At 73.7% G+C, this 25,306-nt stretch carries 31 protein-coding genes; 12 read left to right on the forward strand and 19 right to left on the reverse strand.

The window, feature by feature from the left end; genetic code table 11:
• Positions 1–4 precede the first annotated feature (4 nt).
• From ACFYL6_RS10245 to ACFYL6_RS10255, 3 genes are read right to left on the reverse strand one after another with little or no spacing between them, the layout of a single operon-like run.
• The gene (locus tag ACFYL6_RS10245) at positions 5–913 is read right to left on the reverse strand and encodes a hypothetical protein (RefSeq protein ID WP_387169871.1); all 909 of its coding nucleotides are present in this window, start codon (positions 911–913) and stop codon (positions 5–7) included.
• Positions 914–924: 11 nt separating this feature from the next.
• The gene (locus tag ACFYL6_RS10250; RefSeq protein WP_387169873.1) at positions 925–1,986 is read right to left on the reverse strand and encodes a WXG100 family type VII secretion target; all 1,062 of its coding nucleotides are present in this window, start codon (positions 1,984–1,986) and stop codon (positions 925–927) included.
• Positions 1,983–2,315, reverse strand: coding sequence for a hypothetical protein (locus tag ACFYL6_RS10255; protein ID WP_387169875.1), 333 nt, complete (start codon positions 2,313–2,315; stop codon positions 1,983–1,985). The genes ACFYL6_RS10250 and ACFYL6_RS10255 overlap by 4 nt, the downstream gene beginning before the upstream one ends.
• A gap of 92 nt (positions 2,316–2,407) precedes the next feature.
• On the opposite strand from ACFYL6_RS10255, the gene ACFYL6_RS10260 reads away from it, so the two are divergent.
• From ACFYL6_RS10260 to ACFYL6_RS10270, 3 genes are all read left to right on the forward strand, one after another.
• A complete protein-coding gene (locus tag ACFYL6_RS10260; RefSeq protein ID WP_387169877.1) occupies positions 2,408–2,827 on the forward strand; it encodes a YbaB/EbfC family nucleoid-associated protein in 420 nt (139 codons plus the stop codon).
• A complete protein-coding gene (locus tag ACFYL6_RS10265) occupies positions 2,824–3,774 on the forward strand; it encodes an SseB family protein (RefSeq protein ID WP_387169879.1) in 951 nt (316 codons plus the stop codon). The genes ACFYL6_RS10260 and ACFYL6_RS10265 overlap by 4 nt, the downstream gene beginning before the upstream one ends.
• 329 nt (positions 3,775–4,103) lie before the next feature.
• Positions 4,104–4,295, forward strand: a complete 192-nt coding sequence (locus ACFYL6_RS10270; protein ID WP_013734349.1) for a DUF5703 family protein — start codon at positions 4,104–4,106, stop codon at positions 4,293–4,295.
• 51 nt (positions 4,296–4,346) lie between these two features.
• Here the strand turns inward: ACFYL6_RS10270 and ACFYL6_RS10275 are convergent, their stop codons facing one another.
• Both ACFYL6_RS10275 and ACFYL6_RS10280 read right to left on the reverse strand, forming a co-directional pair.
• Positions 4,347–5,009 carry a hypothetical protein gene (locus tag ACFYL6_RS10275; protein WP_387169881.1) on the reverse strand — a complete coding sequence of 221 codons (663 nt, stop codon included), beginning with the start codon at positions 5,007–5,009 and terminating at the stop codon, positions 4,347–4,349.
• Positions 5,010–5,067: 58 nt separating this feature from the next.
• Positions 5,068–6,396: a M20/M25/M40 family metallo-hydrolase gene (locus ACFYL6_RS10280; RefSeq protein WP_387169883.1), complete on the reverse strand. Its 1,329-nt coding sequence runs from the start codon at positions 6,394–6,396 to the stop codon at positions 5,068–5,070.
• 148 nt (positions 6,397–6,544) lie between these two features.
• Between ACFYL6_RS10280 and ACFYL6_RS10285 the strand changes: the two genes are divergently transcribed.
• The 3 genes from ACFYL6_RS10285 (at position 6,545) to ACFYL6_RS10295 (ending at position 8,525) form a co-directional block, all read left to right on the forward strand.
• On the forward strand, positions 6,545–7,156 hold the full coding sequence (locus ACFYL6_RS10285; RefSeq protein WP_387169885.1) for a hemerythrin domain-containing protein: 612 nt from the start codon (positions 6,545–6,547) through the stop codon (positions 7,154–7,156).
• An 82-nt stretch (positions 7,157–7,238) separates the two neighbouring features.
• A complete protein-coding gene (locus tag ACFYL6_RS10290; protein WP_238660183.1) occupies positions 7,239–8,219 on the forward strand; it encodes a LysR family transcriptional regulator in 981 nt (326 codons plus the stop codon).
• A gap of 60 nt (positions 8,220–8,279) precedes the next feature.
• Positions 8,280–8,525 carry a hypothetical protein gene (locus ACFYL6_RS10295; RefSeq protein ID WP_053655798.1) on the forward strand — a complete coding sequence of 82 codons (246 nt, stop codon included), beginning with the start codon at positions 8,280–8,282 and terminating at the stop codon, positions 8,523–8,525.
• Between the two features lie 54 nt (positions 8,526–8,579).
• Here ACFYL6_RS10295 and ACFYL6_RS10300 read toward each other — a convergent pair whose 3' ends face one another.
• From ACFYL6_RS10300 to ACFYL6_RS10310, 3 genes are read right to left on the reverse strand one after another with little or no spacing between them, the layout of a single operon-like run.
• Complete coding sequence (locus tag ACFYL6_RS10300; RefSeq protein WP_357351511.1) at positions 8,580–8,930, reverse strand: DUF3140 domain-containing protein; 351 nt, start codon at positions 8,928–8,930, stop codon at positions 8,580–8,582.
• On the reverse strand, positions 8,930–9,142 hold the full coding sequence (locus ACFYL6_RS10305; protein ID WP_387169888.1) for a hypothetical protein: 213 nt from the start codon (positions 9,140–9,142) through the stop codon (positions 8,930–8,932). The genes ACFYL6_RS10300 and ACFYL6_RS10305 overlap by 1 nt, the downstream gene beginning before the upstream one ends.
• Positions 9,139–11,697 (reverse strand): ATP-dependent Clp protease ATP-binding subunit, encoded by a 2,559-nt coding sequence (locus ACFYL6_RS10310; protein WP_238660179.1) that lies wholly within the window; start codon positions 11,695–11,697, stop codon positions 9,139–9,141. The genes ACFYL6_RS10305 and ACFYL6_RS10310 overlap by 4 nt, the downstream gene beginning before the upstream one ends.
• 140 nt (positions 11,698–11,837) lie before the next feature.
• Here ACFYL6_RS10310 and ACFYL6_RS10315 point away from each other — a divergent pair, with 140 nt between their 5' ends.
• The 5 genes from ACFYL6_RS10315 to ACFYL6_RS10335 all read left to right on the forward strand — a co-directional run bounded on the left by ACFYL6_RS10315 (position 11,838) and on the right by ACFYL6_RS10335 (position 17,149).
• Positions 11,838–12,230, forward strand: a complete 393-nt coding sequence (locus ACFYL6_RS10315) for a hypothetical protein (protein ID WP_387169891.1) — start codon at positions 11,838–11,840, stop codon at positions 12,228–12,230.
• Between the two features lie 152 nt (positions 12,231–12,382).
• Positions 12,383–12,643, forward strand: coding sequence for a hypothetical protein (locus ACFYL6_RS10320; protein WP_030332749.1), 261 nt, complete (start codon positions 12,383–12,385; stop codon positions 12,641–12,643).
• 6 nt (positions 12,644–12,649) lie between these two features.
• Positions 12,650–13,822 carry a hypothetical protein gene (locus tag ACFYL6_RS10325; protein ID WP_387169893.1) on the forward strand — a complete coding sequence of 391 codons (1,173 nt, stop codon included), beginning with the start codon at positions 12,650–12,652 and terminating at the stop codon, positions 13,820–13,822.
• Complete coding sequence (locus ACFYL6_RS10330) at positions 13,815–16,490, forward strand: FtsK/SpoIIIE domain-containing protein (RefSeq protein WP_387169895.1); 2,676 nt, start codon at positions 13,815–13,817, stop codon at positions 16,488–16,490. Before ACFYL6_RS10325 ends, ACFYL6_RS10330 begins: the two co-directional genes overlap by 8 nt.
• Positions 16,487–17,149, forward strand: a complete 663-nt coding sequence (locus ACFYL6_RS10335; RefSeq protein WP_387169897.1) for a hypothetical protein — start codon at positions 16,487–16,489, stop codon at positions 17,147–17,149. Before ACFYL6_RS10330 ends, ACFYL6_RS10335 begins: the two co-directional genes overlap by 4 nt.
• 140 nt (positions 17,150–17,289) lie before the next feature.
• On the opposite strand, the gene ACFYL6_RS10340 is transcribed toward ACFYL6_RS10335, so the two are convergent.
• On the reverse strand, positions 17,290–18,567 hold the full coding sequence (locus tag ACFYL6_RS10340) for a cupin domain-containing protein (RefSeq protein ID WP_387169899.1): 1,278 nt from the start codon (positions 18,565–18,567) through the stop codon (positions 17,290–17,292).
• Between the two features lie 9 nt (positions 18,568–18,576).
• The gene (locus ACFYL6_RS10345) at positions 18,577–18,882 is read right to left on the reverse strand and encodes a hypothetical protein (RefSeq protein WP_387169901.1); all 306 of its coding nucleotides are present in this window, start codon (positions 18,880–18,882) and stop codon (positions 18,577–18,579) included.
• 157 nt (positions 18,883–19,039) lie between these two features.
• Here ACFYL6_RS10345 and ACFYL6_RS10350 point away from each other — a divergent pair, with 157 nt between their 5' ends.
• The gene (locus ACFYL6_RS10350) at positions 19,040–19,819 is read left to right on the forward strand and encodes a DUF72 domain-containing protein (RefSeq protein ID WP_387169903.1); all 780 of its coding nucleotides are present in this window, start codon (positions 19,040–19,042) and stop codon (positions 19,817–19,819) included.
• A 42-nt stretch (positions 19,820–19,861) separates the two neighbouring features.
• Here the strand turns inward: ACFYL6_RS10350 and ACFYL6_RS10355 are convergent, their stop codons facing one another.
• The 9 genes from ACFYL6_RS10355 to ACFYL6_RS10395 form a co-directional block, all read right to left on the reverse strand.
• Entirely contained in the window at positions 19,862–20,290 is a 429-nt protein-coding gene (locus tag ACFYL6_RS10355; RefSeq protein ID WP_387169905.1) for a DUF2267 domain-containing protein, read from the reverse strand.
• Positions 20,283–20,468 carry a hypothetical protein gene (locus tag ACFYL6_RS10360; protein ID WP_238659534.1) on the reverse strand — a complete coding sequence of 62 codons (186 nt, stop codon included), beginning with the start codon at positions 20,466–20,468 and terminating at the stop codon, positions 20,283–20,285. The genes ACFYL6_RS10355 and ACFYL6_RS10360 overlap by 8 nt, the downstream gene beginning before the upstream one ends.
• Positions 20,469–20,579: 111 nt before the next feature.
• The gene (locus tag ACFYL6_RS10365) at positions 20,580–21,452 is read right to left on the reverse strand and encodes a DUF72 domain-containing protein (protein ID WP_387169907.1); all 873 of its coding nucleotides are present in this window, start codon (positions 21,450–21,452) and stop codon (positions 20,580–20,582) included.
• Between the two features lie 48 nt (positions 21,453–21,500).
• Positions 21,501–21,899, reverse strand: a complete 399-nt coding sequence (locus ACFYL6_RS10370) for a TraR/DksA C4-type zinc finger protein (protein WP_238659536.1) — start codon at positions 21,897–21,899, stop codon at positions 21,501–21,503.
• Between the two features lie 164 nt (positions 21,900–22,063).
• Complete coding sequence (locus ACFYL6_RS10375) at positions 22,064–22,726, reverse strand: uridine kinase (protein WP_387169909.1); 663 nt, start codon at positions 22,724–22,726, stop codon at positions 22,064–22,066.
• Positions 22,727–22,767: 41 nt separating this feature from the next.
• Positions 22,768–23,373 (reverse strand): winged helix-turn-helix domain-containing protein, encoded by a 606-nt coding sequence (locus tag ACFYL6_RS10380; protein ID WP_387169911.1) that lies wholly within the window; start codon positions 23,371–23,373, stop codon positions 22,768–22,770.
• Positions 23,374–23,621: 248 nt separating this feature from the next.
• Entirely contained in the window at positions 23,622–24,173 is a 552-nt protein-coding gene (locus ACFYL6_RS10385; protein ID WP_387169913.1) for a winged helix-turn-helix domain-containing protein, read from the reverse strand.
• 50 nt (positions 24,174–24,223) lie between these two features.
• Positions 24,224–24,712 (reverse strand): rhodanese-like domain-containing protein, encoded by a 489-nt coding sequence (locus ACFYL6_RS10390; RefSeq protein WP_387169915.1) that lies wholly within the window; start codon positions 24,710–24,712, stop codon positions 24,224–24,226.
• A gap of 42 nt (positions 24,713–24,754) precedes the next feature.
• Entirely contained in the window at positions 24,755–25,210 is a 456-nt protein-coding gene (locus tag ACFYL6_RS10395; protein WP_387169917.1) for a cysteine dioxygenase, read from the reverse strand.
• Between the last annotated feature and the right edge of the window lie 96 nt (positions 25,211–25,306).

Genomic DNA, 25,306 nt, shown 5'->3' on the forward strand with positions numbered 1-25,306 from the left:
CGGGTCACGGCTGAGGGCGCTGGCCGGGGAGGTCCTGGATCGCGGTCAGGAAGCGCGACTGGTCGTCGCGGAGCGCGGGCTGGGTGAGCCGGATCCACGAGCCGTCGTCGAAGACGATGGTGGAGGCGAGCTGCACGAGCCCGCTCGCCCCCCGCTCGGAGTCGACCCGGGCCACCCGGTCGCGGCGCACACTCCACAGCACCCGCGGTTGACGCCGGTCGGGTCGGTCGGCGTCCGGGCGGGGGCCCATCCGCAGCAGGTGCAGGTGGGTGTCGGTCACCGCCAACGGGGTGCCGCTGTAACGCTCCAGGAAGAGCAGCAGGCTGCCGGCGAGGGTGGCGAGGTCGCCGCTGAAGACGTACCGGCGGCGGTAGGCGATCTCGGCGAGCTGGTCGGCCAGCGGACGGTACTGGCTCAGCCGGAACAGCGCGCGGAACGCCTCCTGCTCCTCGGTGAGCGGGATCGGCTCCCGCTGGGCGGGTTGGTGGGGCAGGCCCGGCTCCGGCGCGGCCAACTCCGGGACACCGGCGGCGATGGCGCCGGCCTTGCCCGGCAGCAGCAGCACACCCGCGGCGAGCCGTACCGGCGTCAACACGGCGTCGACCCAGACCACCGGGTTGACGATGTTGAGCAGCCCGAACAGCACCTTCGGGTCGAGCGCGTCGGCCAACTCGGCGCCGACCTCGTCGGCGAGCTGCCGACCGGCCTGGTGGGTCTGCGACAGGCGCACCGGCCCGAGCCCCACGTAGCGGAGGTCCTGCCCGACGAGCAGCGGCGCGACCAGGGCGCGCTCCGGCTCGTCGCTGGTGCGGAACTCGTCGCGCAGCTCGCGGGCCTTGTCCCGGGCGGCCCGCGCGCCGCCGAGCACCGCGTCGGTGAACCGACCCAGCCGACCCCGCTCCCCTGACATCACCCGTCGCCTCCCTAGCGGCCCGCCGGCTGGCCCGCCGGCGGCTGCCCGAAGACATTCTGGTCGATCCAGTCCGCGCCGCCCTGCACCGCCTGGTCGATCTGGTCGCCGACCTGTTCGCTGCCCGGAATGGAGAGCCCGCTGGTCAACGCGACAGTCCCCCAGGTGACACCGTGGACGACCGAGTTCGGCACGTTCCACGGCAGGTGGGTCGCCCAGTCCCGGGCGATGACCCGGGCGCCGTCGGCGACCCCGTGCGCCCGCAGCGCGGCGGCCCGGTCGAGCGCGCCCATGTCGAACGGGGAACCGGACTTGCCCAGCTTGTAGGTGCCCTTGGTGGGGTCGAGGAACTTGTGGTGCCACTTGTCGAGCTTGCCGGCGGCGCGGCGCTTGTCGGCGTACTTCTTGCCGGTGCGCAGCGCCTTCTGCATGTCGACAAGCTTGTCCAGGTGCGTGCGCAGCTTGCGCAGGTACAGCAGAACCCGTTGCAACAGCCGGATGACCTTCTGCAGGTGCACGGCGAGCGGCCGGATGACCTTCAACATCCGGGTGACCACGATCAGGCCCCTGGTGACGGCCACGCCCACGCCGGCGGCCCAGGACGCGCCCATCGTGATCGGCGCCATCAGCAACGCCGTCACCAGCGTCACCAGGAGGAAGTTCACGAACTCCACGCAGAGGTCCACCAGCACGTCGTGCACGGTCTGCAGACCGTCGGCGACACCGCGCAGGTACTCCGCGGTCGCGGCGAACTGCTCGGCGACGTCGAGGAGTTGCTGCTCCACCTCGGCCAACCGCTGGCCGTACGCCACACCGGACGGTGAGCGCCACCCGGCCTGCGCGGACTCGCGGGTGCCGCGGTGCCCCTGCGCCAGGTCGCGCACCTGCGCGGCCAGCGCGTCCCACTCGGCGGCCTTCGCCCGCAGCACCGCGGGCTCGCCGTCGACCAGGTCGACGAGCTGGATCAGCGGCCAGGCCAGGGTCCGGCAGACACTGTCGACGGCGTCCTGCACCCCGGAGAGCGCGCTGTCCAGGCCGTTCCACAGTTGGACGGCGCTGCCGGCCGGGCCGCTCATCCGGGCAGCCCCGACTGGATGGCCTTGAACCCGGCGTCGAGGTCCCGTTCGTTGATCTCGTACGCCTCGACCGTGTCGGAAAGCGCCGTGGCGACCCGGCCGAACGCGGCGTTCGCGGCGGCGAACAGCTCCTTGCCGCCGGTGACCTGCTCGGCGTACTTGTCGCGGAGCATGTCGCTGGCGAACGGCAGGTGGCCGAAGGCGTCCGACGGCACGTCGCCGGCCGATACGATCTGCCCCTCCAGCGCGGCGAGCGAGCTGGCGACCTGCTTGGCGGCTGTCTCCAGTCGACGGACCGCCTGCACGTCGACTTCGATATCCGGTGGCATGCCGTTCCTCCCGCATGAGTCGAGCGCACCGACGATACGATCTCCCGGCCACCGGGCACCACCCGGTCGCAGGATCCACGGGGAGGAATCTCATGACGGACCCGACGTCCGCGTTCGACGCGCTCGCCGGGCGGATCGCCGACATCGAGCGCCGGTTCGCGGGCCTCCGCGACGACCTGGCCGAGCTGTCCGGCACCGCAACGGACGAGAGCGGGCTGGTCTCCGCGACTGTCGACGCCACCGGCGCGCTGACCGGCCTCACCCTCGTCCCCGCCGCCCTGCGCCTCGGCACCGAGGGGGTGGCCGAGCTGGTGCTCGACGCGTACCGGCGGGCTCGTGAGGTCGCCTCCGGGCACGTCGACGAGCACACCGAGGGTTTGGACGTCGCGCTCGGCGCGGGGCTCGGCGACCTGTTCGGCACACCGGGGGACTTCTCGGCGCTGGGCCGGCTGGAGGAGACCGTGGCCCGGCTCGGGAGGCTGGACGACCGCCTGCCGGGCGCACCGGCGTGACGTCGCCGTCGCCGACCTGGCCGGAGATCGCCGCTCGGCTGCGGGACACCGTGGCCCGCTGCGACCGGGACACCGACCTGGAGCTCTCCGCCGGTCCGCGTGGGATCCGGCTGCTGGTGCGCCGCCAGGTGGTGCGGGTGGTCTGCCCCGGCCACGACGAGGCACGCCTGGCCGCGCTCGGCTGGCACCGCCCGACCGGCGACGAGGGCTGGTGGTACGAGGCGGCGCGCACTCCGGAGCAGGTGGAGCGGCTCAGTGTGTTCGTGACCCGTACCGCCGCCGAGGTGTTGACCAACGAGCCCGCGGCGCTCTCCTGCCGGGCCCTGCCGCCAGCCGCAGGCCCTGGCCCGACGGTGCCGCCAGCCGCGAGCCCTGGTCCTGGCTCTGGCTCTGGCTCTGGCTCTGGCTCTGGCTCTGGGCCGATAGTGCCGCCGGCCGCACCCGACCCGACGGTGTTGGCGGCCGCGCGCCCTGGCCCGGCCTCGCTACCGGTCGCCCGGCCGACACCAGTCGAGGCCCAGGTCGAGGCCGCTCCCGCCGGGGCGGCTCCGGCCGCGGCGGCGGAGCCGGCGGTGGTGGCGGTGCTCGCGGCGGCCGTCGACCGGCGTGACCTGCCCGGCTACCTCGGAGCGCTGGCCGGCGCCACGGTGTGCGTCCCCCTGGCTGCGGAGCCAGCGCCGGATGCCGATTTCCCGTGGACGGTGGTCGGCGACGCGAGCGGCGCGCCACTGCTGCCGGTCTTCACCTCGCCCGGGGCGCTCACCGCGTTCACCGGGGACGGGGTGCCGTTCGTCGCGCTGCCCTGCGCCGAGCTGTTCGAGGACTGGCCGGATCCGGCCTGGGGGTTGGCGGTCGACCCGGGCAGCGCCCGAGCGGTCGCCCTGGCCGCGCCAGCCCTAGCCGCCCTGCTGACGGCGAACGTCCCCACCGGCCCAGTTCCTGCCTAGCCTGGTTCCTGTCTAGCCGGACGGCGAGCACCGCACCGCACCGCCGATCATGGAGTTGTGGTGGGCAACAAAGTCGCCTCAAAAGGCCAAACCGGACACCACAACTCCATGATCGACCAGCCGAGGTCCGGCCCTTCTCAGCGATCTTGCACTTACTGTCCCGACATAGGGGGCGTTCCACGCATGTCGGCGACAGGAACTGCAAGATCGGCGCGACGGGGGCATGGGGCGGCACGGGGGCACGGGGTGGCACGAACCGCCCGCGGTGGCGTCGTTGGTCACCCCGGAGGGGGTGGCGAACGGCCGCTGGGCTGGGCAGCATGGATGGCATGGACTACGAGTACGCGCCACTGCGGCTGCCGCCGAACGTCGACCGGTTGACCGCCGCGGCGCAGTTGGCGATCCAGGCGGAGTTCTCCGGATGGGAGTTGGCCCGGGTGCGGCTGTACCGGGACGGCACGCGCCAGGTGGTGCTGCGCCGTCGGCGGGTCAACCAGCCGCAGCCGGGTCTGTCGTACTGACGACCGGGCGGTGCCGCCCGGGGCCGGAGTCGACCCCGGGCGGCACCCGGCCTAGTGCTGGTGCCCGGCGTGGTCGTGGTCGTCGTCGAGCTCCAGGAACGGGTGCTCGTCGAGCCGACCGACCAGCCGGTCGTCGACCGCCGGTTGGAACGGGCCGACCGCGTCGTCGTCGTCGAACGACTCCAGGTCGACCGGGGTGCCGACCTCGCTGACCATGACCACGCCGTCGAGCGGTTCCAACTCTGGGACATCCAACGCGCCGAGCGAGCCGTCACCGCTCTGCAGCAGCTCCAGCACCGCCTCGCCGACGCCCTCCACCGGGGCCGGCTCGTCGTCCTCCGGGGTGCCCTCGCGGCGCGCCGCCTCGGCCACCCGCAGCAGCGCGGCGACGCTCGGCACCCGGTAGTCACGGCGCTGACGCACCGAGATCACCCGGGGGTGCGGGTCGCTGGCCTCGGCACCCTCGCCGCCGCCGAAACGCTCGTCGGCCTCGTCCGGGTCGATCGAGTCGACATCCCACGGCGTCACCTCGCCGAAGGCGTCGAGCAGCTGCTCGTCGTACGCGAAGGAGGCGTTGTTCAACGCCACGTACGCCTGCCAGACGTCGTCGTCGTCGACGCGGCCCTGCGCGGCGCGTACGGCGGCCAGGTGGTGGCGGGCCGCTTCGATCACCCGCTCGAGAGCGGCGTCCAGCTCACCATGCTGGTCGGTCATGTGGGGCAGTCCCTTCACGATGGGGAGGTTGCGCGCCGGCGGCTACGGCCGGACACGGCTAGCAGGTGCGGAGGAACCGGTCGAGAACCCGCACGCCGAACTGTAGTCCGTCCACCGGAACGCGCTCGTCGATGCCGTGGAACAACGCCGAGAAGTTCAGGTCGGCGGGCAGCCGGAGCGGGGCGAACCCGAAGCAGCGGATGCCGAGCTGCGAGAAGGCCTTGGCGTCGGTGCCCCCGGAGAGCATGTACGGGACGGGCCGCGCCCCCGGGTCCTCCGCGCGCAGGGCCGCCGACATGGCCTCGACCAGGTCACCGTCGAAGGTGGTCTCCAGCGCCGGCTGCCGCTGGACGTACTCGATCGCGATGTCCGGGCCGACCAGCTCGCGCAGTTGCCGCTCCAGCAGCTCGGACTGGCCGGGCAGGCTGCGGCAGTCGATGGTGGCGGTGGCCCGGCCGGGGATGACGTTGTCCTTGTAGCCGGCGCTCAACCGGGTCGGGTTGGCGGTGTTGCGGATGGTCGCGCCGATGATGTTGGCGATCGGGCCGAGCTTGGCGATGGCCGTCTCCGGGTCGTCCGGGTCCAACTCGATGCCGAGCAGGTCGGAGACCTCGGTGAGGAAGGCCCGCACGGTGTCGGTGACCACCACCGGGAAGCGGTGCCGGCCGATCCGGGCGACCGCCTCGGCGAGCGCCGTGACGGCGTTGTCGTCGTGCATCATCGAGCCGTGCCCGGGGCGACCCTTGGCGTGCAACCGCAGCCAGTCGATGCCCTTCTCGGCGGTCTCGATGAGGTAGAGCCGCTGGTTCTCGTTGACCGAGTAGGAGAAGCCGCCGACCTCACCGATCGCCTCGGTGCAGCCGTCGAAGAGGCCACGGTGGTTGTCGACCAGGAAACGCGCGCCGTAGTCGCTGCCCGCCTCCTCGTCGGCGGTGTACGCGAGCACGATGTCGCGCGGGGGTCGTACGCCGGTGCGCTGCCAGTGCCGCACCACGGCGAGCACCATGGCGTCGAAGTCCTTCATGTCGATGGCGCCCCGGCCCCAGAGGTAGCCGTCGCGCAGCTCGCCGGAGAACGGGTCCACCGACCACTCGTCGGCGTCGGCGGGCACCACGTCCAGGTGGCCGTGCACCAGCAGCGCGCCCCGGCTCGGGTCGGTGCCCGGGATGCGGGCCACCACGTTCGCCCGGCCCGGTGCGGACTCGTGCAGGACGGACTCCACGCCCACCTCGGCGAGCTTCTCCGCCACGTACTCGGCCGCGCGGCGCTCACCGACGCTGGTGTCGTTGTCGCCCGTGTTGGTGGTGTCGATGCGCAGCAGGTCGCGGCAGAGGTCCACGACCTCTGCGGTGGGGTCGGGTCGGGCGGAGGCGGCATCGCTCGTCATCGCCTCTTCATACCAGCCCGAGCCGGTCGACAGGCCGGCGCGGGTGCACGCATCGACGGGTCGGTTTCGCCGTGGCCGCGTTCGGGTACCGCCGCCCACGACCGTACGTCCCTGCCGGAGCTTCCGCCCGCCAGTCGAGGAGGGCACCATGTCCGCTGTTCCCCTGCCGCCGCTGCCGCCCGCGCCCGCACCCGAGGAGGGTTACCGACCCGCCGGTCGCAGCATCGCCGACATCGTCGACCGGGAGCACCGGCAACTGCTGGCGCTGCTGGAGCAGCTCTCCGGCCCGGACACCACACCGCAGGAGGGGCTGGCGGTGCTCACCGCCGCGCTGTCGCGGCACCTGTCCGCCGAGGAGCAGTACCTGCTGCCGGCGGTCCGCGCGGCGCTGCCGACGGCCACCGAGCGGGTGGACGCGGAGATCAACGCCGACGCGGCCCTGCTGAGCGCCCTGAAGGGGCTCACGGACGAGGCGCTGACCGAGGTCGCCGAGCGGGTCCGCCGGCATGTCGACGGGGTGGGCGAGCTGGTCACCGAGCTGCGCGCGGTCGCGACCGAGGAGGAGCTGATCCGGCTCGGCAACCGGCTGGAGATCGCCGAGGAGGCGGCGCCGACCCGACCGCACCCGGGCACGCCGGCCACCCCTCCGTGGAACCGGATCGTGGAGCCGGCGGTCGGGGTGGTGGACAAGGTCCTCGACGCGGTGACGCGCCGGCCGACGTACCTGGCGGACCTGCCGGAGCCACCGCGCGACCGGTGACCGGCGCCAGCCGGAGTGCATTCATTATCACCGATCCGCTCGGGCTATTCCGCCAGCAGACGCGTAGTCCTACCGTCACCCTATGAACCTGGAGCTGCGTCACCTGCGGGTGGTCTGCGCGATCGCGGAGACGGGAAGTGTGACGAAGGCGGCGTCGGCGCTCGGCCTGGCCCAGCCTGCGCTCACCGCCCAGCTCCAACGCATCGAACGGACGCTGGGCGGCCCGCTGTTCGACCGGGACCGGCGCGGGGCCCGGCCCACCGCGCTCGGTGAGCTGGTGCTGGCCCGTGCCCGGGTGCTGCTACCGGCCATGAAGGGCCTGCAGGACGAGGCCGCCCGGCTGGCCGGGGCGGGCGACACCCCACCGTGCTACCGCTTCGGTGGGGTGAACAGCCCTATCCTGGGCCGGCTGGTGCACCGGTTGGCGGCCGAGCAGCCACCCGCCCAGATCACCACGTACGCGTCATGGTCGGTGGACGAGTTGGCGCAGTTGGTGGCCGGCGGTCGCCTGGACTTCGCGCTGGCCGGCGTGTGCGGCGACGCCAGCCCGTCGGCCGGGTTCGGGTTGAGCTGGCAGGAGGTCGCCGTCGACCCGGTGCTGGTGCTGCTGCCGGAGACCCACCCCCTCGCGGCGCAGGACGAGGTACGCCTGGCGGACCTGCGCCACGAGCAGTGGGTCGCCGCGCCGGGCGACGGCTGCTTCGCCGACTGCTTCGCCGCCGCCTGCGCCCGCGCCGGCTTCACCCCCCGCAAGGTGTACGAGACCGACATCCGCGGCTGCGTCGACCTGGTGGAGGCCGGCGTGGCGGTGGCCCTGTGCCAGGCGACGTTCCGCCCGGTGAGCGGTCTGGTCACCCGTCAACTCGCCGGGACGCCGCTGCGCTGGCGGCTCCTGCTCGGCTGGCACCCGGACTCCCCCGCCGCCCAGGGCGCGGAACTGGTGCTGGAGACGGCCAAGGCGGCGTACGTCGACTCGTTGGCGCCGCACCCGGCGTACCTGGCCTGGTTGCCCCGCAACCCGGGGTTCGGCGTCCGGCAACCCACCGGGGTCCGGCCGGGCTGACCGGCAGGTATTCCCGGCCGCTGGCGGTGCGAACCGCCGTGGGCCGGGTATCTGGCGGACATGACCGACCTCTACCCGCCCGCCGACGACCGCGAACTGCTGCGCCAGGCGGCTGCCGCGCACACCGCCGCCACCCGCGAGGTGGAGGCGTTCCTGCGCCGCCTGCCGGCGGTGCCCGACCCGGCCGACGTGACCGAGTACGCCAACCTGCTCACCCGGGAGGACCAGACCCGCGGTGACCGGGACGCCGCCGCCGACGCGGCCGGCCTGACCATCGCGAGCCTGGAGTCCGACAAGGGCCAGTAGCAGGACGCGCAACGGTGCCGTCCCGGCCCGGGACGGCACCGTCGTGCGGGTCGCTCAGCGTTCGACGAGCGGGTCGTGACCCAGGTCCAGCAGGGAGTGCCGCCAGGTGTCGTCGGCGTTGCCGCGTGACGGCTTGGCGTCCATCAGCTCGCGGATCCGCTCGACCGCCTCCCGCATCACCTCGATGTCCTCCGGGGTGAGGTCCACCTTGCGCTTGTTGAGCACCTTGAGGATCTCCCGGCCCGGCTGGGGCAGGTCGAGGTTCGGGTTCGGGCTGAACGACTCCTCCCCGGAACCCCGGGTCAGCAGCCAGGTCCGCAGCTGCTCCGACGGGACGTTGACCTCGGCGTGGAAGTCCTCCCAGAGCACTTCCACCTCGGGGTCGAGCCGCGCTTCGCGTACCATCAGGTCTCCTCTCCGGGCGGCGGCCCGGACGTCTCCGGGTCGTCCTGGTCGGTCTTCGGATGCAGGCCCTCCGCGGGCACCCGCGTGCGGCGGGGGTTCGCGGTGGGCGGCGCCAGGATCGGGTCGGGATGGTCGTCCTCGTCCCGGGTCTTCGCGGGCTCCGCGCGCTGGTGCGGGTCCTCGTGGTCGTCCCCTCGCGCCGGCCCGCTCATCGCGGGTGTGTGGTCGTGGCGGCGGTGTAGCCCCGCTCCCCCGCGGTCACGTCGAAGGTGAGTGCGCCGTCGCGGACGTCCACCGTGACCTTCTGCCCCGGCGAGATCGCCGACTCCAGCAGCATCCGGGACAGGTGGTTGTCCACCTCCCGCTGGATCACCCGGCGCAGCGGGCGGGCGCCGAACTCCGGCTGGTAGCCGTGTTCGGCGAGCCAGTCGATGCCGGCGGTGGTGAACTCCACCTGGAGGTCCTGGGCGTGCATCCGGCGACGGGTCTCCTCCAGCAGCAGCGCGGTGATGTCGCGCAACTGCTCGGCCTCCAGCCGGCGGAAGATGATGACCTCGTCGATGCGGTTGAGGAACTCCGGGCGGAAGTTCTCCTGCAGGCGGCGCATGAGCCGCTCCCGCAGCTCGTTGCTCTCCTGCTCGCTGCCCACGTCCCCGGTGCCGAAGCCGACCGAGCGCTGGGCGCCGGTGATCAGCTCGGAGCCGAGGTTGCTCGTCATGATCAACACGGTGTTCTTGAAGTTCACCGTACGACCCTGGCTGTCGGTGAGCCGCCCGTCGTCGAGCACCTGGAGCAGGATGTTGAACACGTCCGGGTGGGCCTTCTCGATCTCGTCGAGCAGCACCACCGCGTACGGGCGGCGACGCACCGCCTCGGTGAGCTGACCGGCCTCCTCGTAGCCGACATATCCGGGCGGCGCACCCACCAGCCGGCTGACCGTGTGTCGCTCCTGGAACTCGCTCATGTCCACCCGGACCATCCGGTCCGCCTCGCCGAACAACGCCTCGGCCAGGGCCCGCGCCAGCTCGGTCTTGCCGACACCGGTCGGGCCGAGGAACAGGAAGCTGCCCATCGGCCGTTCCGGGTCGGCCAGCCCGGCCCGGGAGCGACGGACGGCCTCGGCCACCGCGGTGACCGCGTCGTCCTGACCGACCACCTTCTGGTGCAGGTGACCCTCCAGGCGCAGCAGCCGGTCGCGTTCCTCCTCGGTGAGCTGGCTGACCGGGATGCCGGTGGCCCGGGAGACCACCTCGGCGATCTCCTGCGGGCCCACCTCGGGCACCTGGGAGCCGGACGAGCCGTCCTCGCCGTTGGCGCGACGGATGTCCTCCTCCAACTCGGCGATCCGGTCGCGCAGCGCGGAGGCCCGCTCGTACTGCTCGTCGGTGACGGCCTGTTCCTTGTCCCGGCGTACGTCGTCGAGTTCCTGCTCCAGCTCCCGCACGTCGGACGCGGGGGTACGGGTGCGCAACCGCACCCGGGCGCCGGCCTGGTCGATGAGGTCGATCGCCTTGTCCGGCAGGAACCGGTCGGTGACGTACCTGTCGGACAGCTCGGCGGCGGCGACCAGCGCCTCGTCGGTGAAGCGCACCTGGTGGTGGGCCTCGTACCGGTCGCGCAGCCCGCGCAGGATGGCGATGGTGTCGTCGACGCTGGGCTCGGGCACCAGCACCGGCTGGAAGCGCCGGGCCAGGGCGGCGTCCTTCTCGATGCTCTTGCGGTACTCGTCAAGCGTCGTCGCGCCGATCACCCGCAGCTCACCCCGGGCGAGGGCGGGTTTGAGCATGTTGGACGCGTCCATCCCGCCCTCGCTGCCGGCGCCACCGGCCCCGACCAGGGTGTGGATCTCGTCCATGAAGATGATCAGCTCGTCCCGGTGCGCCCGGATCTCGTCGATCACCTTCTTCAGCCGTTCCTCGAAGTCACCCCGGTATCGGGTGCCGGCGACCAGGCCGGCGAGGTCGAGCTGGACGACCCGCTTGCCGAGCAGGGTCTGCGGCACGTCGCCGTCGCAGATCCGTTCGGCCAGCCCCTCGACGATGGCGGTCTTGCCGACGCCGGCCTCGCCGATCAGCACCGGGTTGTTCTTGGTACGCCGGGACAGGATCTCGATGGCCTGTTCGATCTCGTCGGCCCGGCCGACCACCGGGTCGATCTGGTCGTTGCGGGCCAGGTCGGTGAGGTCCTGCCCGTACTGGTCCAGGGTGGGGGTGCCACGGTCCGGCTTCGGTCCGTTCATCGGCCCGCGCTCGGCGTTGGCGGCCTGCAACGACTCGGGTTGGATCCGGCCGGCGGCCAGCATCCGCCCGGCCGGCGACTCGGGGTTGAGCGGCAGCGCCATCAGGATGTGCTCGGGGCCGATGTAGTTGGCGCCCATCGCCCGGGACAGCTGGTGGGCGTCGAGCAGCGCCCGCTTGGCGGCCGGCGTCAACGACAGGTTCGGCGGCACCTCCCCGCGCGGCGCGCCGTCGCCCTTTCCGCCGAGGGCGTTGAGCAGGGTGTCCGGGTCGGCCCCGGCTCGGCGTACCAGGTCGCGTAGCGGTTCGCGTTGCAGCGCCGCCCAGAGCAGGTGGTCGGTGTCCAGGTCGCTGCTCTGCCGTTGCGCGGCCCGCCGGGCCGCGTCGGCAAGCATCTCCCGGGCGTCGGCCGTCATCAGTCGGGTGATGTCGACCCGGTGCGGCGGTCGGCGCCCTCCCTCTCCCCGGCCGAAGTACCTGGCCAGGAATTCGTCCCACGGGTCGGAGCCGATGTCACCGGGTCCCATCATGTCTGTCCTCCGCAGTAGGGCTCGGCACGGTCGGCAGGGGCTACCCGGCGCGCGCCGCGACAAACGCCGCAGGTGGCGGAGGACCGGCGTTCCGGGAGTGGCGTCGGGCCAGGGCCGGCCGATGGTGGCAGGCTGACGGGATGGATGAGACCCCGCTGCTGATCGTGGATGGCGCCAACGTGGTGGGCTCCCGCCCGAACGGGTGGTGGCGTGACCGGGCCGGGGCCGCGGCCCGGTTGCGCGACTCGCTCGCCCCGGTGGCGAGCGTCGGGTTGCCGGCCCGGCTGAGCGCCCCGGTGGAGGTGGTCCTGGTGGTCGAGGGGGCCGCGCGGGACGTGCCGGGCACCGAGGGCGTCCGGGTGGTCTCCGCCGCCGGCTCCGGCGACGACACGGTGGTCGAGCTGGTGGAGGGCGCGCCGCGGCGTCGCCGGCTGGTGGTCACCGCGGACCGGGAGTTGCGCGGGCGCGTGACGGCGCTGGGCGCCGAGGTGTACGGGCCACGCTGGCTCCGCGAGAACCCGACCAGCAACTGAGAAATTCTCGCACTGGGACTCCCACAGATCGGACTCCCGGCACTTCCGAGGGCCTTCCGGACAGGCGGGCAGGAACACCGACAGGGCGGATGTTCTTTCGGGACCGCCGATAGGCTCTAATGGAGATCTCCCCGCCCCCAGGAGGTTCCGCCGTGGCGAGCGTCGCCGAGTTGAAGGCTGCCATCGATGTCGCCCTCCAACAGATCGGGGACGGGCAGACAGCCGTGCAGGCGGCCGGCGAGAAGCTGTCCGAGGCACAGCAGACCCTGGCCGGCGCGCTGGAGGGCAGCGGGCACGAGACGGTCGAGGCGGCCCAGGCGTCGCTGACCCAGGCCAGCCAGGAGCTGGAGGAGTGTCTCGCCGCGACGCTTGTCGCGGTGGAGCAGGCACAGCTCTACGTCTCCACCCTGTAGGCCGCCATGTCCATCATCGAGGATGTCGGCGGGCAGGTCCGTGCCGCCACCGAGGAGTTCCCGGTGGCCCTGCTCGGGCAGGCGCTGGAGAAGTTCGGCCTGGCCGCGGAGCGCCTGCGCTGGGTACGACAGGAGTCGGCCAACCCGATGGGGGTGCCCGAGCTGTCCGCCGCGACCGAGCACGCCGAGAGCGCCGGCTACGCGCTGCGGGTGGCCCAGGAACAACTGTCGGCCTATCTCACGGCGATCGGGCTCGGCGCGGACGGCGCCCCGGCCCCCCGCCCCGAGCAACGCGCTCCCCGACACGACACGCCACCGGCGTCCGGGCCCACCGCGGTCGCGCCGGAGCCGGCCGAGCAGGTGCGGATGCGCCGCTGGTGGTCGGTGCGGGTGGCCGAGCTGACCGGCGGGCGCGAGGGCACCGACGACGAACCCGACGAGCGGGTGGACGACTCCCAGGAGTTGCTGCGCCGAGTGGTGGGTGGCGTTCGCTCCGGCGACCGGGACCGGCTCCGTAAGGAGCTACGCCGGGCCCCGGCCGACGTGGGGCTGGGCATGGCGGCGCTGGCACCACCGCTGCTGCGCGAGCTGGCCGGTGAGCTGCTCGGGCACCCGCCCCGCGCCACCGACCTCGGGCGGCTGCGCGGCGAGTTGGACGGGCGCGTCCGCGATCTGCTGCCCGGCCTGCCGCCACCGGTGCTGGAGACGCTGCTGACCCGGGTCTGCCGGATGCCGCCGCCGCGAGCCTCCGGGGAGCCACCGCACGCCGCCGACTCCGCGGTGACCGCCGGGGTGGCGACCGGGCTGCTGCTCGCCCGCCTCGGCCGGGACCTGCCGGCCGGCGGCCCGAGAGAACCGGCGGGCGCCAGCGAACCGGTGGCCGCGGAGCAACAGACGCGGGCCGGGCAATCAACGGGCGCGGGGCAACCGGCGCGGGCCGGGCAACCGACGCGAGCCGGGCAACCGGCCGGCGCGGGGCAACCGGGCGTTAGCGGGCGGCCGGCGGGCGCGGTTCCCCGCGCTGCGGGTGCGGTGCAGCGGCCGGGCAGCGCTGCCGCGCAGCGCTCCGGTGGGCTGCCGCCGCGCTCGGATGGGCCGCCGCCGCGCGCCGGTGGGCTGCCTCCGCGCTCGGGCAGCCCCTGGCGGGACGCGCCGACGCGTCGGGGCTCCGATGGCTGACCGGCGCGGTCAGCTGGCCAGCCGGGTCCGGGACACCCTCGCCGAGGCGTTGGGCGCCACCCGTACCCGGCTGTCCGCGGCCCAGGCGGACCTGACCGCCGGGCGGGAACGACTGGCCCGGGTCCAGCGGGCGGCGGCCGCCGTACCGGAGCGGGTGGGCGCCCAACGGGACCGCCGCATCGCCGAGATCGACGCCCGCTACTCCACCCGGATCGCGGAGCTGGCCCGGCGGGCCGCCGACGCGGCCCGGCAGGAGGCGCCCGGCTGCGCGGGGGCCGACTGGGCGGGGTGGGCGCCGACGCCCGCCCGCCGGGCCGAGCCGCCCGGGGCGCTGCGGGTCGGCACGGTCCGGATCGAGGGCGTCGATCCGGTGCCCGCGCTGGTGCCGCTGCTCGACGCCGGGCACGTCCACCTCTCCGGGGACGATCGCGCCGGCTGCGACGCGGTGGTGTCCGCGTTGCTGCTGCGGGCCGTCGGCCGCGCCGACCCCGGGGCGGTACGACTGATCGGGTACGACCCGGACCAGCTCGGCGGTGGGCTGGCCGGGTTCTCCCCGTTGGGCACGGCGGGGTTGCTGACCTTCGTCGGCCCGGGCGGGCTGGGCGCACTGCTCGACGACCTGGTGGAGCAGATCCGCCGGATCAACGAGACGGTCCTCGCCGGCGAGTACGCGTCACTGCGCGAACTGGCCGCGGCGACCGGCCGACGACCCGAGCCGTGGCGGGTGGCGGTGCTGCTCGGTGGTGAGGAGCTGAACCGGCACGAGCGCGGGCAACTGGACCGGGTGGTGCGGGCCGGTGCGGCCTGCGGCGTACACCTGGTGGTGCATGGCGTGCCGTTGCCGGAGGATCCGACGGTGACCCGGGTGGTGGCCGGGGTGTCCGGCGCGCGGATCGGCGGTTCGGCCGGGCTTCCGGTCCGGCTGGACCCACCGCCACCGGCGACGCTTGTCACCGAGACGTGCCGGGACGTCGCCGCCCGGGTGAACGCCGGCCCGCCGCCGACCCCCTTCACCGACCTGCTGCCCCCGCCCGAGCTGATGTGGCGGGAGGACTCCGCCGACGGGCTGACCGCGCCGATCGGTGAGGGCCCGCACGGCCGGCCGGTGCGGTTGACGCTTGGCGACTATCCACCGCACGCGCTGATCGGCGGGCCGTCCGGCACCGGCAAGACCAACCTGATCTTCGCGTGGATCGGTGCCCTGGCGGCCCGCTACTCCCCCGCCGAGCTGGAGTTCTACCTGCTGGACTTCAAGGAGGGGGTCTCCTTCGCGCGGTTCGCGCAGGGCCGGCGCGACCCGAGTTGGCTGCCGCACATGCGGCTGGTCGGCATCAACGTCAACACCGACCGGGAGTTCGGGCTGGCGCTGCTGCGCTTCCTCGCCGAGGAGTTGCGCCGACGCGCCGACGCGGCCAAGAAACACGAGGTGACCAAGCTGGCCGAGCTGCGGGCGGTCGACCCGACCGGGCACTGGCCACGCATCGTCGCCGTGGTGGACGAGTTCCAGATGTTGCTGGCCGGCCGGGACGTGGTCGCCCGGGAGGCGGCCGACCTGCTGGAGGACCTGGCCCGGCGCGGCCGGTCCCAGGGCATCCACCTGGTCCTCGCCTCGCAGGACGTGCGGGGCATCGAGGCGCTGTGGGGCCGCCCGGCGCTGGTGGCCCAGTTCACCCTGCGCATCGCGTTGCCCAAGGCGCTTCGCATCCTCGCCGAGCGCAACGACGCGGCGCAGTCGCTGCCGCGCTGGCACGCGGTGGTCAACGCCGAGTCGGGCATGGTGGAGGGCAACGAGGTCGCCCGCATCCCGTCGGCCAGCGACTGGGAGACCTGGAGCGGGTTGCAGCACCGGCTGTGGCGGATGCGCGCCCCCGACGCGGCGCCCGCCCGGCTCTTCGACGGCGACGCGATCCCCCGACTGGCGGACGCCCCGGACTTCCGGGCGCTCGCCGTACCCCCGGACGGGACCGCGCCGCGCAACCCGGTGGCCCTGCTGGGCGAGATCATCGACGTGCAGTCCCGCTCGGCGTCGCTGCGGCTGCCGCGTGCCCCGGGCCGCAACCTCGCGGTGCTCGGCACCCGCGTCGACGAGGCGTGCGCGGTGCTGGACGCGGCGGCCCGGTCGCTGGCCCGTCAGCACCCGCCGGGCACCGCCCGGTTCTCCATCGCCTGCCTCGACCCGGACGCCGACCCGATCGCCCGCGCCCTCTACGAGGACCTGGCCGACGACGCCGCCTGGTACGACGAGGAGACCGTCGGTGAGCTGATGGCCGAGACGGCCGACGGGCTCACCGGCCCGGGCAGCCCGCACTACCTGCTGCTGTTCGCTGTCGACGCGGCAGCGGGTGCGCTGGCCGCCCGCGTGGGTCGGCGCACCGGGCTGGAACAGCTGCGCCGGATCATGCACGACGGGCCGGAACGACGCACGCACGTGCTGGCCTGGTGGCGGGGTGTGGCCCGGATGCGCGCCGACCTGGGTGGGCCGGGCGCCCGTACCGACCAGATCGGCGCCTGGGTGGCCCTGGACGCGCACGGCGACGAGCTGGGCTCCTCGCTCTACCCGGGCACCGGCGGCCCGGACTGGTATCCCCGCCCCTGGCGGGGGCTCTTCTTCGACCGGGCGGTCCACCGCACCGGCCAGGTGATCATCCCCTATGGACCCAGACGATGAACGAACCGGTGACCAGCGAGACGTACGCGGCGCAGCTGCGGCGGCTGGCCGACCTCACCGCTCGGGTGCGCGAGCAGCGCGCCGAGGCGCACACCTGGCACGAGCGGCAGTGCGCCGCCGCCGAGCGGGCCGTCGCCGACGCGGCCGAGCAGCTCCAGAGCGCCGAGGAGGAGCTGGTCGCCGCCCGTGAGCAGCAGGAACGGGTCGACGCCGAGGTGGCGCACCTGTGGCAGCAGGTCCGCTCGCGCCTCGGTGCCCGCCGCCTCGGCGGCCCGCCCGCACCGGCGAACGGCGTCGGGGCCACCGACCCCGTGCTGCTGCTCGCCAAGGCCCGTGACCTGCTCGACCGGGCCGGGCAGCCGGGTGAGCTGCCGGGCTCGGTCAACCCGCTGCTGGCGCTCTGCGGGGTGGCCGGCGGCGTGCTCGCGTACGGGCTGGGTGCCGGGGCCCGCGCGCTCGGCGTCGGCTACGGCGGTGACCTGGCGGTCGGGCTACCGGTGCTGGCGCTGGTGGTGACGCTGCTCGGCCCCCTGGTCGGCCTGGTGCCGGCCCGGGTGCTGGCCGACCGCCGACACGCGGTGCTCGGCCCCCGACCGATCACCGTGGTCCTAGGCGCCGGTCTGCTGACCACAGTGCTGCTGCTGATCCTCGGCCACTGACCCACGAGGGCCGACCCCACCCCCAACCCCGTCGATCTTGCAGTTTCTGCGGCGACACAAGGCGCAGGAGCGGACGAATCAGCCACAGAAAGTGCAAGATCGCGCTGGCCACCCGCCGGGACGGTCGGCGCGCCGCCGGCTCAGGCCGGGACGAGGACCGCCTCGCGGAGCAGGCGGCGGGCCAGGGTGACGCGGTCGGCGTCGTCGGGCAGGCCGGGCAGGTCACCGACCCGGGTGACAGTGCCGTCGAGCAGGGCGCGGGCGGCCGGCTCGCAGCTCGCCGGCAGGGTGATGGTGCGGTCGAAGAGCCGCAGCGCCACCGTGTCCGCATTGTTTGGCACCAGCTGCCAGCGCAGGCCGGGCCGCAGGGTGACCCGGGAGTCGGCGTCCAGGGTGGCCAACGCGTCGGCCTGGGCGAGCGGTCGGATGGGCGCCGGGCGGGCGGCCGGCCAGGCGCGCTGCCGCAGTCGCGCGGCGACGGCGCCCGGGTCGGCGCGCAGCAGCCAGTCCCGCAACGCCTCCACGGTCTCGGTCAGCTCCGGCTCGATGGCGTCCGGGTCGGCGACGTCGGTGCCGAACGGCAGGCTGGCTCGCAGCCGCTGGTCCTCGGCGGCCAGCGCCAACAACTCCTCGACCAGGGCGTAGCGGGTGAGCGCGCGGATGCCCACGGTCAGGTGCAGCGAGCTGGCGTCCTGCGCCTGCGCGCTGTGCAGCCATCCCCTGGGCAGGTAGAGGGCGTCACCGGGGGCGAGCACCACGTCCAGCGCGGCCGGGCCCTGGGCGGTGGCACCGACCTCATCGGCACGGCCACCCCACGGCTGCTTCTCGAGGGGGTCGGGCAGCACCGGTGGGTGGATCCGCCAGTGCTTGCGCCCGTCGACCTGGAGCACGAACACGTCGTGGGTGTCGTAGTGGGTGGCGAAGCCCTGACTGCCGGCCGGGGTCAGGTAGGCGTTGATCTGCAGCGGCTGGTTGAGCGCCAGGCCCAGATCCCGGGCGAAGTCGATCAGCGGCGGCCAGATCCGGTGCAGACCCTGCAGCACCAGGGTGGCCCCGGCCGCGTACTGCTCCAGGACCCGCTCGTCGAGCACCTGGTCGCCGATCTCGGCGCCCGCGCCGCCGCCGCCGGTCCAGCGCGCCGCCGCGACCAACTGGCCGTCCTTGGCGATGCGCAGGAACGGGGTACGCAGACCGCGCCGACTCAGCAGCTCGTCGGCGTCGGCGGGGCTGAGCAGGTCGGTGAAGCCGGCCGGGTCGGGCAGTTCGGCGGCGCGGGACAGCAGCGGGGTGTGCCCCCAGTGCGCGGCGGCGAACTTGGCCGGTTCGACCGAGACGCAGCGGGCCAGCGCCGCGGCGGCGTCGGCGGACGGAACCGCCGGGCGGCTGTGGTGGCCGCCCGGCGGGTCGAGGTACGTCATGGCGTGCCGCTACCGGGCGCTGCCGTCAGCGCCACCGTCCTGCTGACCCGGAGTGGCGCCACCGTCGGCGGGACCCTCCGCGCCGCCGTCGGCGCCACCGTCGTGCTGGCCGGGAGTGGCACCGCCGTCGGCGGGACCCTCCGCGCTGCCGTCCGCGCCGCCGTCGTGCTGGCCCGGGGTGGCACCGCCGTCAGCGGGGCCCTCCGCGCCGCCATCGGCGCCACCGTCGTGCTGACCGGGGGTCGCGCCACCGTCGGCCGGGCCCTCCACGCCGCCGCCGCCACTGGTCTGCATGTCGTCATCGTTGAGTGCCATCGGTACTCCCTCGGGTGTGCCGCCCCGCCGTGCGCCGGGGTCCGTCGTGCTGCGGGTGGTACCCCACGCGCGATCTTCTCTAACCCTCACCGTAGACGCCGAACCGGGGCGACACGGGCAGTTCGCGAGCGGCGGCGGAGAGTGCCAGGATGGGGTGGTGATCCTGGTGGGCACGTCCGGCTGGCAGTACAAAGACTGGCGGGGCCGCTTCTACCCGCAGCGGCTGCCGCAGCGGCTCTGGCTGGAGCACTTCGCGGCGGGGTTCGCCACGGTCGAGGTCAACAACGCCTTCTACCGGCTGCCCGAGCGGGAAACTTTCGCCGCCTGGCGGGCCCGGACCCCTGGGGACTTCTGCGTGGCGGTGAAGATGAGCCGATACCTCACGCACATCAAGCGGCTGCGCGACCCGGCGGAGCCGGTGGCCCGGTTCCTCGGCCGCGCCACCGCGCTCGGTGACCGGCTCGGCCCGGTGCTGCTGCAACTGCCACCGAACCTGCGGGCGGACGTGGAGGCGCTGGACGCGACGCTGCGACTGTTCCCGGCGGAGGTGCGGGTCGCGGTCGAGCCCCGGCACCCCTCCTGGTGGACCGACGACACCCGGGCGGTGCTGGAACGGCGTCGGGCCGCGCTGGTCTGGGCGGACCGGCTGGGCCGCCCGGTCGCCCCCCGCTGGCGCACCACCGACTTCGGGTACCTGCGGCTGCACGAGGGGCGGGCGCGGCCGTGGCCCCGCTACGGTCGGGCCGCGCTGCGGTCCTGGGTGGGCCGGCTGACCGACACCTTCGGCGCGGACGAGCCGGCGTACGTCTATTTCAACAACGATCCGGGCGGCGCGGCGATCGTGGACGCCGTGGCGTTCGCCGCGCTGGCCCGTCGGGCCGGGCACCCCGTGTCGCGGGTGCCCACCGCCGAGCAGGCGACCGGCGGCGACGACTGAGCCCGCCCGACAGTGGTCGGGCGGGCTCACGGCGTCAGGCCGTCACGGCATCATCATGGCGAGGTCCTTGGGCATGGTGTCCTTCACGTCCTGCCACTCACCCTGGGTGACGTGACGGCGCAGCGTGTCCAGCACCACCTGCGTCACCCGCTCCGGGCCACCCTCCGCGTCGTACGGGAAGCCCTGCCGGACCTCGTAGAGGAAGTCGTCGCGGTTGAGCTTGATCGGCACGTCGGACGGCACCCAGCCGTCGAAGTAGATCCCCCGGACCAGCACCGGCAACTGCTGGGCGAACTCCACGCTCTCGTCCACCGGCAGCCGGTCGCGCAGCAGGTGCAGCACCGTGCGCAGGGCCGCGTACGACTGGTTACGCCGATCCTTCGGCCAACCGTAGGCATTCTCGATGTCCTTGAGAATGAGGTTCGTCTTGTCCAGCGAGGACTCGAACGCTGAGATCATCGTGTCAGCCATCGGTCGACCCCCGTTCCGTGCTGTCCCACCGTCGGTCGTCGGCGCGGCGCGGCGGCCCCACCGGGCCACGGCGGGCCCGTACCGGGCTGCCCTGCGGGGCGCGCCGGGCGTTGTCGGCCGTACCGACCACGTGCAGGACGGCACCACGCCGTCGATCCGTCACCAATCGAACCGTCATCCCCGTCACCTCCGTGTCGTCTCCGGCGTCGGCCGTCCGCGGGCGGCCGTACCCACCGCGTCCACCATCCCTGCCGAGCGGGTGAGCCGGCCCCACCCGGATCGGGTGAGGTCAGCCGGCGTCGAGGAGACCCGCGAGGGTCTTCGCATTGGTCTGCGCGTAGTCGCGGTAACAGTTGTTCATCAGCACGTGGGTCTGCCCGGCCTCGTCGGCCAGCTCGCGCAGCTTCGGCGCCCAGTCGGCCAACTCCCGCTTGGAGTAGTGGTAGCCGAACTTCTCGTGGATGTCCTTGCTTGTCCACTTGTCGCTGTGCCCGTGGAAGCGCATGACCGCGAGGTCCGCGGTGGCGGCCAGCACCGGGGGCAGCGACGAGCGGTGGCCCTGCGGCATGTCCACGCAGACGTACGGGAGTTTGTGCTCGCGCAGGAAGGCCAGGGTCTCGTCGGCGTTGTCGCCGTCGAACCAGGAGGCGTGCCGGAACTCGTACACCGGGCGCAGCGGCGCGCAGCGCTTCGCCACCTCCAGCAGGTACTGCTTGTTGGCCCGCTTGATGGTGAACCAGGGCGGGAACTGGAACAGCAGCGCGCCCAGCTTGCCGGCCTCGACCAGCGGGTCCAGCGCGGACAGGAAGCGCGTCCACACCTCCTCGTACGACTGCGCGGGCAGGTCGTCGGGGTAGACGTTCTTCTTCTCGGTCTCCGGGCGCAGGTCCTTGTAGAGCGCGCTGACCCGGGTGGGGTGCCCGGTCAGCAGGCTGAACGCCTTGACGTTGAAGGTGAAGCCGGCCGGGGTGCGCTCGGCCCACAGCCGGGCGGTCGCCTCGGCGGGCGGCGAGTAGTAGGTGGCGTCCACTTCGACAAGCGGGAACTGCCGGGCGTAGTAGGCCAGCCGTTTCTCCGGGGTGTCGGCGGTCTGCGGATACCACCCCGAGTCCAGCAGTGTGCGGTCGGTCCAGGACGCGGTGCCCACCAGGATGTCACCCATGGTGGAAGTCCACCGCGTCGCGGACCGACCGGCAACCGCTGGCGTGGCTCAGGCCGCCCGCCGCTCGCGAGTCTGCTTGCACGTCACGCACGTGGTGGCGGATGGGAAGATCTCCAGCCGCTCCACCGGGATCGCCGCCGAGCAGCCCTCGCACCAGCCGTAGGTGCCCTCCTCGAGCCGGCCGAGCGCGTGCTCGTACTGGCCGCGGCGGTCGAGGATGGTGCGCAGCAGGGACTGGGCGGTGTCCCGCTCGGCCGTCTTGGTGCCGCTGTCGGCCTGGTCGTCGCCGGCGGTGTCGCCGACCTCCACCAGCCGCAGCACCTGGCTCTGGAGCACCGCCTGGTCGTACTCCGCGGTCAGCTCGTCGTAACGCGCCTGGAGCGACTGTCGGATCTGGTCGATCTCCGTCTGGGACCGGGTCGTACCGACCGTGTCGTGGACGAGCATCGCTGCCTGCCTTTCCTGGGCCTGTGGCTCAAGGTGAACCGGGTGCCGGCGGCGCGGGGCCCCGGTCACGGTCGCGTTCGGTACGCGGGCGATCACCCGCGCTCTGTGAGCCGGGCGAGTACCCGCCGGATCAGTCGCGCAAACCGACAAGTTTTCGGTTGTTGTCAGTCGTTTCCGCCCGGCTCCACGAGCGCCGGTCGGCGGGGGTCGTCGGCGCGTACCACGACGTCGGCGAAGCTCGCCGGAACGACCTCCTCGGCGTACCGGTCGAAGGCCGGCAACGCCCACTGCTGGGCTGGTTCGGTCCGTCGGCGCAGCGCCGCCGACGACAGCTCCAGGTGGACGGTCACGTCGAAGGGCAGGGCGCCGCCGAGCAGCAGCGAACCGCTGACCAGGACGACACCACCGGGTGCCAGGTCGACGTAGCGGGCGCGGCTGGCCCGGTCGGCGTCGGCGTCCCAGAGCGACGGGAGGAGCCGGCCGGTGCCGCCCGGACCGGCCGGGTCGAGGACCTCCCGGCGTAGTCCGGCCTCGTCGACCCAGCCCTCATAGAAGGAGTCCGGGTTGGTGCGTCCCAGCTCGAAACGGAGCGACGCGGGGCGGAGGAAGTCGGTGGCGCGGACGTGCAGCACCGGGCGGCCCTGGGCGCGCAGCGGGTCGACGAGTGCGGCGGCCAGTTCGTCGGCGCCGGCGGCGGGGGCGCCGTCCACGGCCACCCGCAGTCGCGCGGGCCCGGCGGCGGCGCTCGCGGCACGGGTCGCCGCGTCGGCCAGCCGACCGGTCAGCTCGGTCACGAGCAGGTCGGGCGAGATGGGACGGATGCGCACCGGACCATCCTGCCCCGCGCCGGGCGCGTCGGTGCCGCCGGTCAGCCGGAGCGGTCGATGGTGACCCGGGCGTCGTCGGCGAGCCGGTAGCCCACGCCGTAGACGGTGGTAACCAACGGGACGTCCACCCCGACCTTGCCGCGCAGCCGACGTACGTGCACGTCGACGGTGCGGACGCCGGCGTGCTCGTAGCCCCAGACGGCGTTGAGCAGTTGCAGCCGGGTGAACACCCGACGCGGGTGGGCGACCAGGTGCAGCAGCAGGTCGAACTCCAGCCGGGTCAGCGGCAGCGGCTCCTCGTCGCGCAGCACCGAACGCGACGAGGCGAGGATGTGCAGGGCGGGAATGGTCGGGCTGATCGGACGGGCCGGCGACCGGCCGGTCGGCGCCTGGTCGGGGCGCCGTTCGGCCGGGACCGAGCCGACGATCACGCCCTCGCCCCGCTCCAGCATCTCCCGAGCGGCCTCCAGCAGCCGACGTGCCGCCGGGGTCAGCGACTCCTCACAGGCCAGCGGGATGGACAGCGTCACGGTGAGCACGGGCGCGGCGGTGTTCGCCGGGCGACGCTGGCCGCCGGGAGGTCGACCGGGCACCGCGGGTTGGGACGTATGCCATCCGGCGCGCGACGAGGCGGGGCTGACCGACATGGTCCTCCTTGGGCTGGTCCGGGTATCTCCCCACGGCCCGGGACGCCGCTTCATCGATGCTTCCCGGCGCCTGGGCGAGGGTCAAGAGGCGGCTGCGTTGCATGAATGTGACAATTGACGAACACATCGGAGCCAGATGCTCGCTCTGCGTACGAGGCCTGATGATTACAGCAGAGTCGCCGAGATGCCCCGATACGGGGGTCCCCGACCGGTTCACCAGGCCGGTCACATGGCCGCCGGACCCCGGCTCAGCTGCTGTGGTCCACGCTGATCGGGGCCTCGTCGGCCAGCCGGTAACCGACCCCGTAGACGGTGGTGACCACCTCCGAGCCGGCCAGCTTGGCGCGCAGCCGGCGGACGTGCACGTCCACCGTCCGGGCCACCGCGTGCTCGTAGCCCCAGACGCTGGAGAGCAGTTGCAGGCGGGTGAACACCCGACGGGGCCGCTCGGCCAGGAACAGCAGCAGCTCGTACTCGATGCGGGTCAGCGGAATGACCCGGTCGCCCTGGCGGACCATCCGCGAGCCGGCCAGGATGCGGACGTGGTCCGCCGTCGCGGCGGGCGGCTCGGCGGCGACGGGGCGTGCGGCCGGTCGCGGCGCCGACGCGGTGTCCTCCACCGCGCGCAGTTGGCCCTCTCCCGATTCGGCCAGCTCGCCGAGCAGCTGCACCAGCCGGGCCAGCCGGGGGCTCAGCGGCCCGGGCACGAGGTCGAGGGTGATGGTCAGGGTCGGGCTGGTGCGCGGACGGGCCGGGCGCACCCCCGGGTGGCGGCGCGTGGGGATGGCGACGACGGACATGGTGCCTCCTGAGTGGCGGTGCGGCCGCCACGCCGGGTGTGGCGTGGCGGTCAGTGGCGCGCCCAGCCGGCGTTGACCGGGGACGCGAGGGGAGAGGATCGGTGCAGCGGGGTCGGGCCGAGGGCCGGCAGGCCGGCGATCCGCCAGGCCGCGAACCCGCCGACCACGTCGGTGGCCCGGTGCAGGCCGACGTCCTGCAACGCGGCGGCGGCCAGCGACGAGGTGTAGCCCTCCTGGCAGAGGATCACCACCGGTACGTCGTAGTCGACGGCCTGCGGCAGCCGGGCCGGGCAGCGCGGGTCGAAGCGCCACTCCAGCACGTTGCGCTCGACGACGAGCGAGCCCGGCACCATGCCGTGCGCGGCCCGTTGCGCGGCCGGGCGGATGTCGACCAGCAGCGCTCCGGTCCGGTACGCGAGGTGCGCCCGCTCCGGGTCCAGCCGGTGCAGCCGGGCCCGCGCGGCGGCCAGGATCTCGTCGATGCCCCGGGAGCCCGGCGGCGGCACGGGGGCGGGACAGTGCTCGGCGGTTATCTGCATCTCTCGGTTCCTTCCGGTGACAGGGGATCTCGGTGCGGGCGGCTACCAGGACCGGCCGGCCTCGGCGACCTCGGCGACCCGTAGCCGCCCGTCCAGGAGGTGGTAGCGGGTCATCCGCAGCAGCGCCGGCCGGTAGACGTGCACGCTGACAGCCGGCTCCACGCCCCGGTTGGTCACCTGGTGCACGTGCCGGGGGCCGAAGCGGCGGCCGGCGCCGGCGGGCAGCAGTCGGGGACGTAGTCGGCCGGCGCTCACCGTCTCCTCGGTGAGCGTGCCGCTGACCACCCGGAACGCGCCGGAGGAGCCGCCGTGGTCGTGCAGGTCGGTGCCCTGCCCGGGCAGCCAGCTCAGCGCCCACACCTCGTGCTCGTCGCTGACGGCGAGGCGGGCGTACCAGCGCTCGCCCGGGTCGAAACACAGCGCCACCGGCCAGCCGGCCGGGTCGGCCCAACCGGCGGCGACGGTGAGCAGGTCGGGCTCCGGACGGTGGTGCGTCATGACGGTTCCTCGCGGGTCGTTCGGCGGGGTGCTCTCGTACTCTAGACGGCAAAGCCTATAGGTTTAGTAGGTAATTCCGCCTGTTGGGACGCAGGT

Source organism: Micromonospora sp. NPDC007208 (assembly GCF_042869175.1).
GTDB classification, from domain to species: domain Bacteria; phylum Actinomycetota; class Actinomycetes; order Mycobacteriales; family Micromonosporaceae; genus Micromonospora; species Micromonospora foliorum.

Excerpts from the sequence above, each read along its gene's own strand:
- ACFYL6_RS10250 (WP_387169873.1), bottom strand. The coding sequence starts at position 1,986 with ATGAGCGGCCCGGCCGGCAGCGCCGTCCAACTGTGGAACGGCCTGGAC.
- ACFYL6_RS10255 (WP_387169875.1), bottom strand. The coding sequence starts at position 2,315 with ATGCCACCGGATATCGAAGTCGACGTGCAGGCGGTCCGTCGACTGGAG.
- ACFYL6_RS10260 (WP_387169877.1), top strand. The coding sequence starts at position 2,408 with ATGACGGACCCGACGTCCGCGTTCGACGCGCTCGCCGGGCGGATCGCC.
- ACFYL6_RS10270 (WP_013734349.1), top strand. The coding sequence starts at position 4,104 with ATGGACTACGAGTACGCGCCACTGCGGCTGCCGCCGAACGTCGACCGG.
- ACFYL6_RS10275 (WP_387169881.1), bottom strand. The coding sequence starts at position 5,009 with ATGACCGACCAGCATGGTGAGCTGGACGCCGCTCTCGAGCGGGTGATC.
- ACFYL6_RS10280 (WP_387169883.1), bottom strand. The coding sequence starts at position 6,396 with ATGACGAGCGATGCCGCCTCCGCCCGACCCGACCCCACCGCAGAGGTC.
- ACFYL6_RS10285 (WP_387169885.1), top strand. The coding sequence starts at position 6,545 with ATGTCCGCTGTTCCCCTGCCGCCGCTGCCGCCCGCGCCCGCACCCGAG.
- ACFYL6_RS10290 (WP_238660183.1), top strand. The coding sequence starts at position 7,239 with ATGAACCTGGAGCTGCGTCACCTGCGGGTGGTCTGCGCGATCGCGGAG.
- ACFYL6_RS10295 (WP_053655798.1), top strand. The coding sequence starts at position 8,280 with ATGACCGACCTCTACCCGCCCGCCGACGACCGCGAACTGCTGCGCCAG.
- ACFYL6_RS10300 (WP_357351511.1), bottom strand. The coding sequence starts at position 8,930 with ATGGTACGCGAAGCGCGGCTCGACCCCGAGGTGGAAGTGCTCTGGGAG.
- ACFYL6_RS10305 (WP_387169888.1), bottom strand. The coding sequence starts at position 9,142 with ATGAGCGGGCCGGCGCGAGGGGACGACCACGAGGACCCGCACCAGCGC.
- ACFYL6_RS10310 (WP_238660179.1), bottom strand. The coding sequence starts at position 11,697 with ATGATGGGACCCGGTGACATCGGCTCCGACCCGTGGGACGAATTCCTG.
- ACFYL6_RS10315 (WP_387169891.1), top strand. The coding sequence starts at position 11,838 with ATGGATGAGACCCCGCTGCTGATCGTGGATGGCGCCAACGTGGTGGGC.
- ACFYL6_RS10325 (WP_387169893.1), top strand. The coding sequence starts at position 12,650 with ATGTCCATCATCGAGGATGTCGGCGGGCAGGTCCGTGCCGCCACCGAG.
- ACFYL6_RS10330 (WP_387169895.1), top strand. The coding sequence starts at position 13,815 with ATGGCTGACCGGCGCGGTCAGCTGGCCAGCCGGGTCCGGGACACCCTC.
- ACFYL6_RS10335 (WP_387169897.1), top strand. The coding sequence starts at position 16,487 with ATGAACGAACCGGTGACCAGCGAGACGTACGCGGCGCAGCTGCGGCGG.
- ACFYL6_RS10340 (WP_387169899.1), bottom strand. The coding sequence starts at position 18,567 with ATGACGTACCTCGACCCGCCGGGCGGCCACCACAGCCGCCCGGCGGTT.
- ACFYL6_RS10345 (WP_387169901.1), bottom strand. The coding sequence starts at position 18,882 with ATGGCACTCAACGATGACGACATGCAGACCAGTGGCGGCGGCGGCGTG.
- ACFYL6_RS10355 (WP_387169905.1), bottom strand. The coding sequence starts at position 20,290 with ATGGCTGACACGATGATCTCAGCGTTCGAGTCCTCGCTGGACAAGACG.
- ACFYL6_RS10360 (WP_238659534.1), bottom strand. The coding sequence starts at position 20,468 with ATGACGGTTCGATTGGTGACGGATCGACGGCGTGGTGCCGTCCTGCAC.
- ACFYL6_RS10365 (WP_387169907.1), bottom strand. The coding sequence starts at position 21,452 with ATGGGTGACATCCTGGTGGGCACCGCGTCCTGGACCGACCGCACACTG.
- ACFYL6_RS10370 (WP_238659536.1), bottom strand. The coding sequence starts at position 21,899 with ATGCTCGTCCACGACACGGTCGGTACGACCCGGTCCCAGACGGAGATC.
- ACFYL6_RS10380 (WP_387169911.1), bottom strand. The coding sequence starts at position 23,373 with ATGTCGGTCAGCCCCGCCTCGTCGCGCGCCGGATGGCATACGTCCCAA.
- ACFYL6_RS10385 (WP_387169913.1), bottom strand. The coding sequence starts at position 24,173 with ATGTCCGTCGTCGCCATCCCCACGCGCCGCCACCCGGGGGTGCGCCCG.
- ACFYL6_RS10390 (WP_387169915.1), bottom strand. The coding sequence starts at position 24,712 with ATGCAGATAACCGCCGAGCACTGTCCCGCCCCCGTGCCGCCGCCGGGC.
- ACFYL6_RS10395 (WP_387169917.1), bottom strand. The coding sequence starts at position 25,210 with ATGACGCACCACCGTCCGGAGCCCGACCTGCTCACCGTCGCCGCCGGT.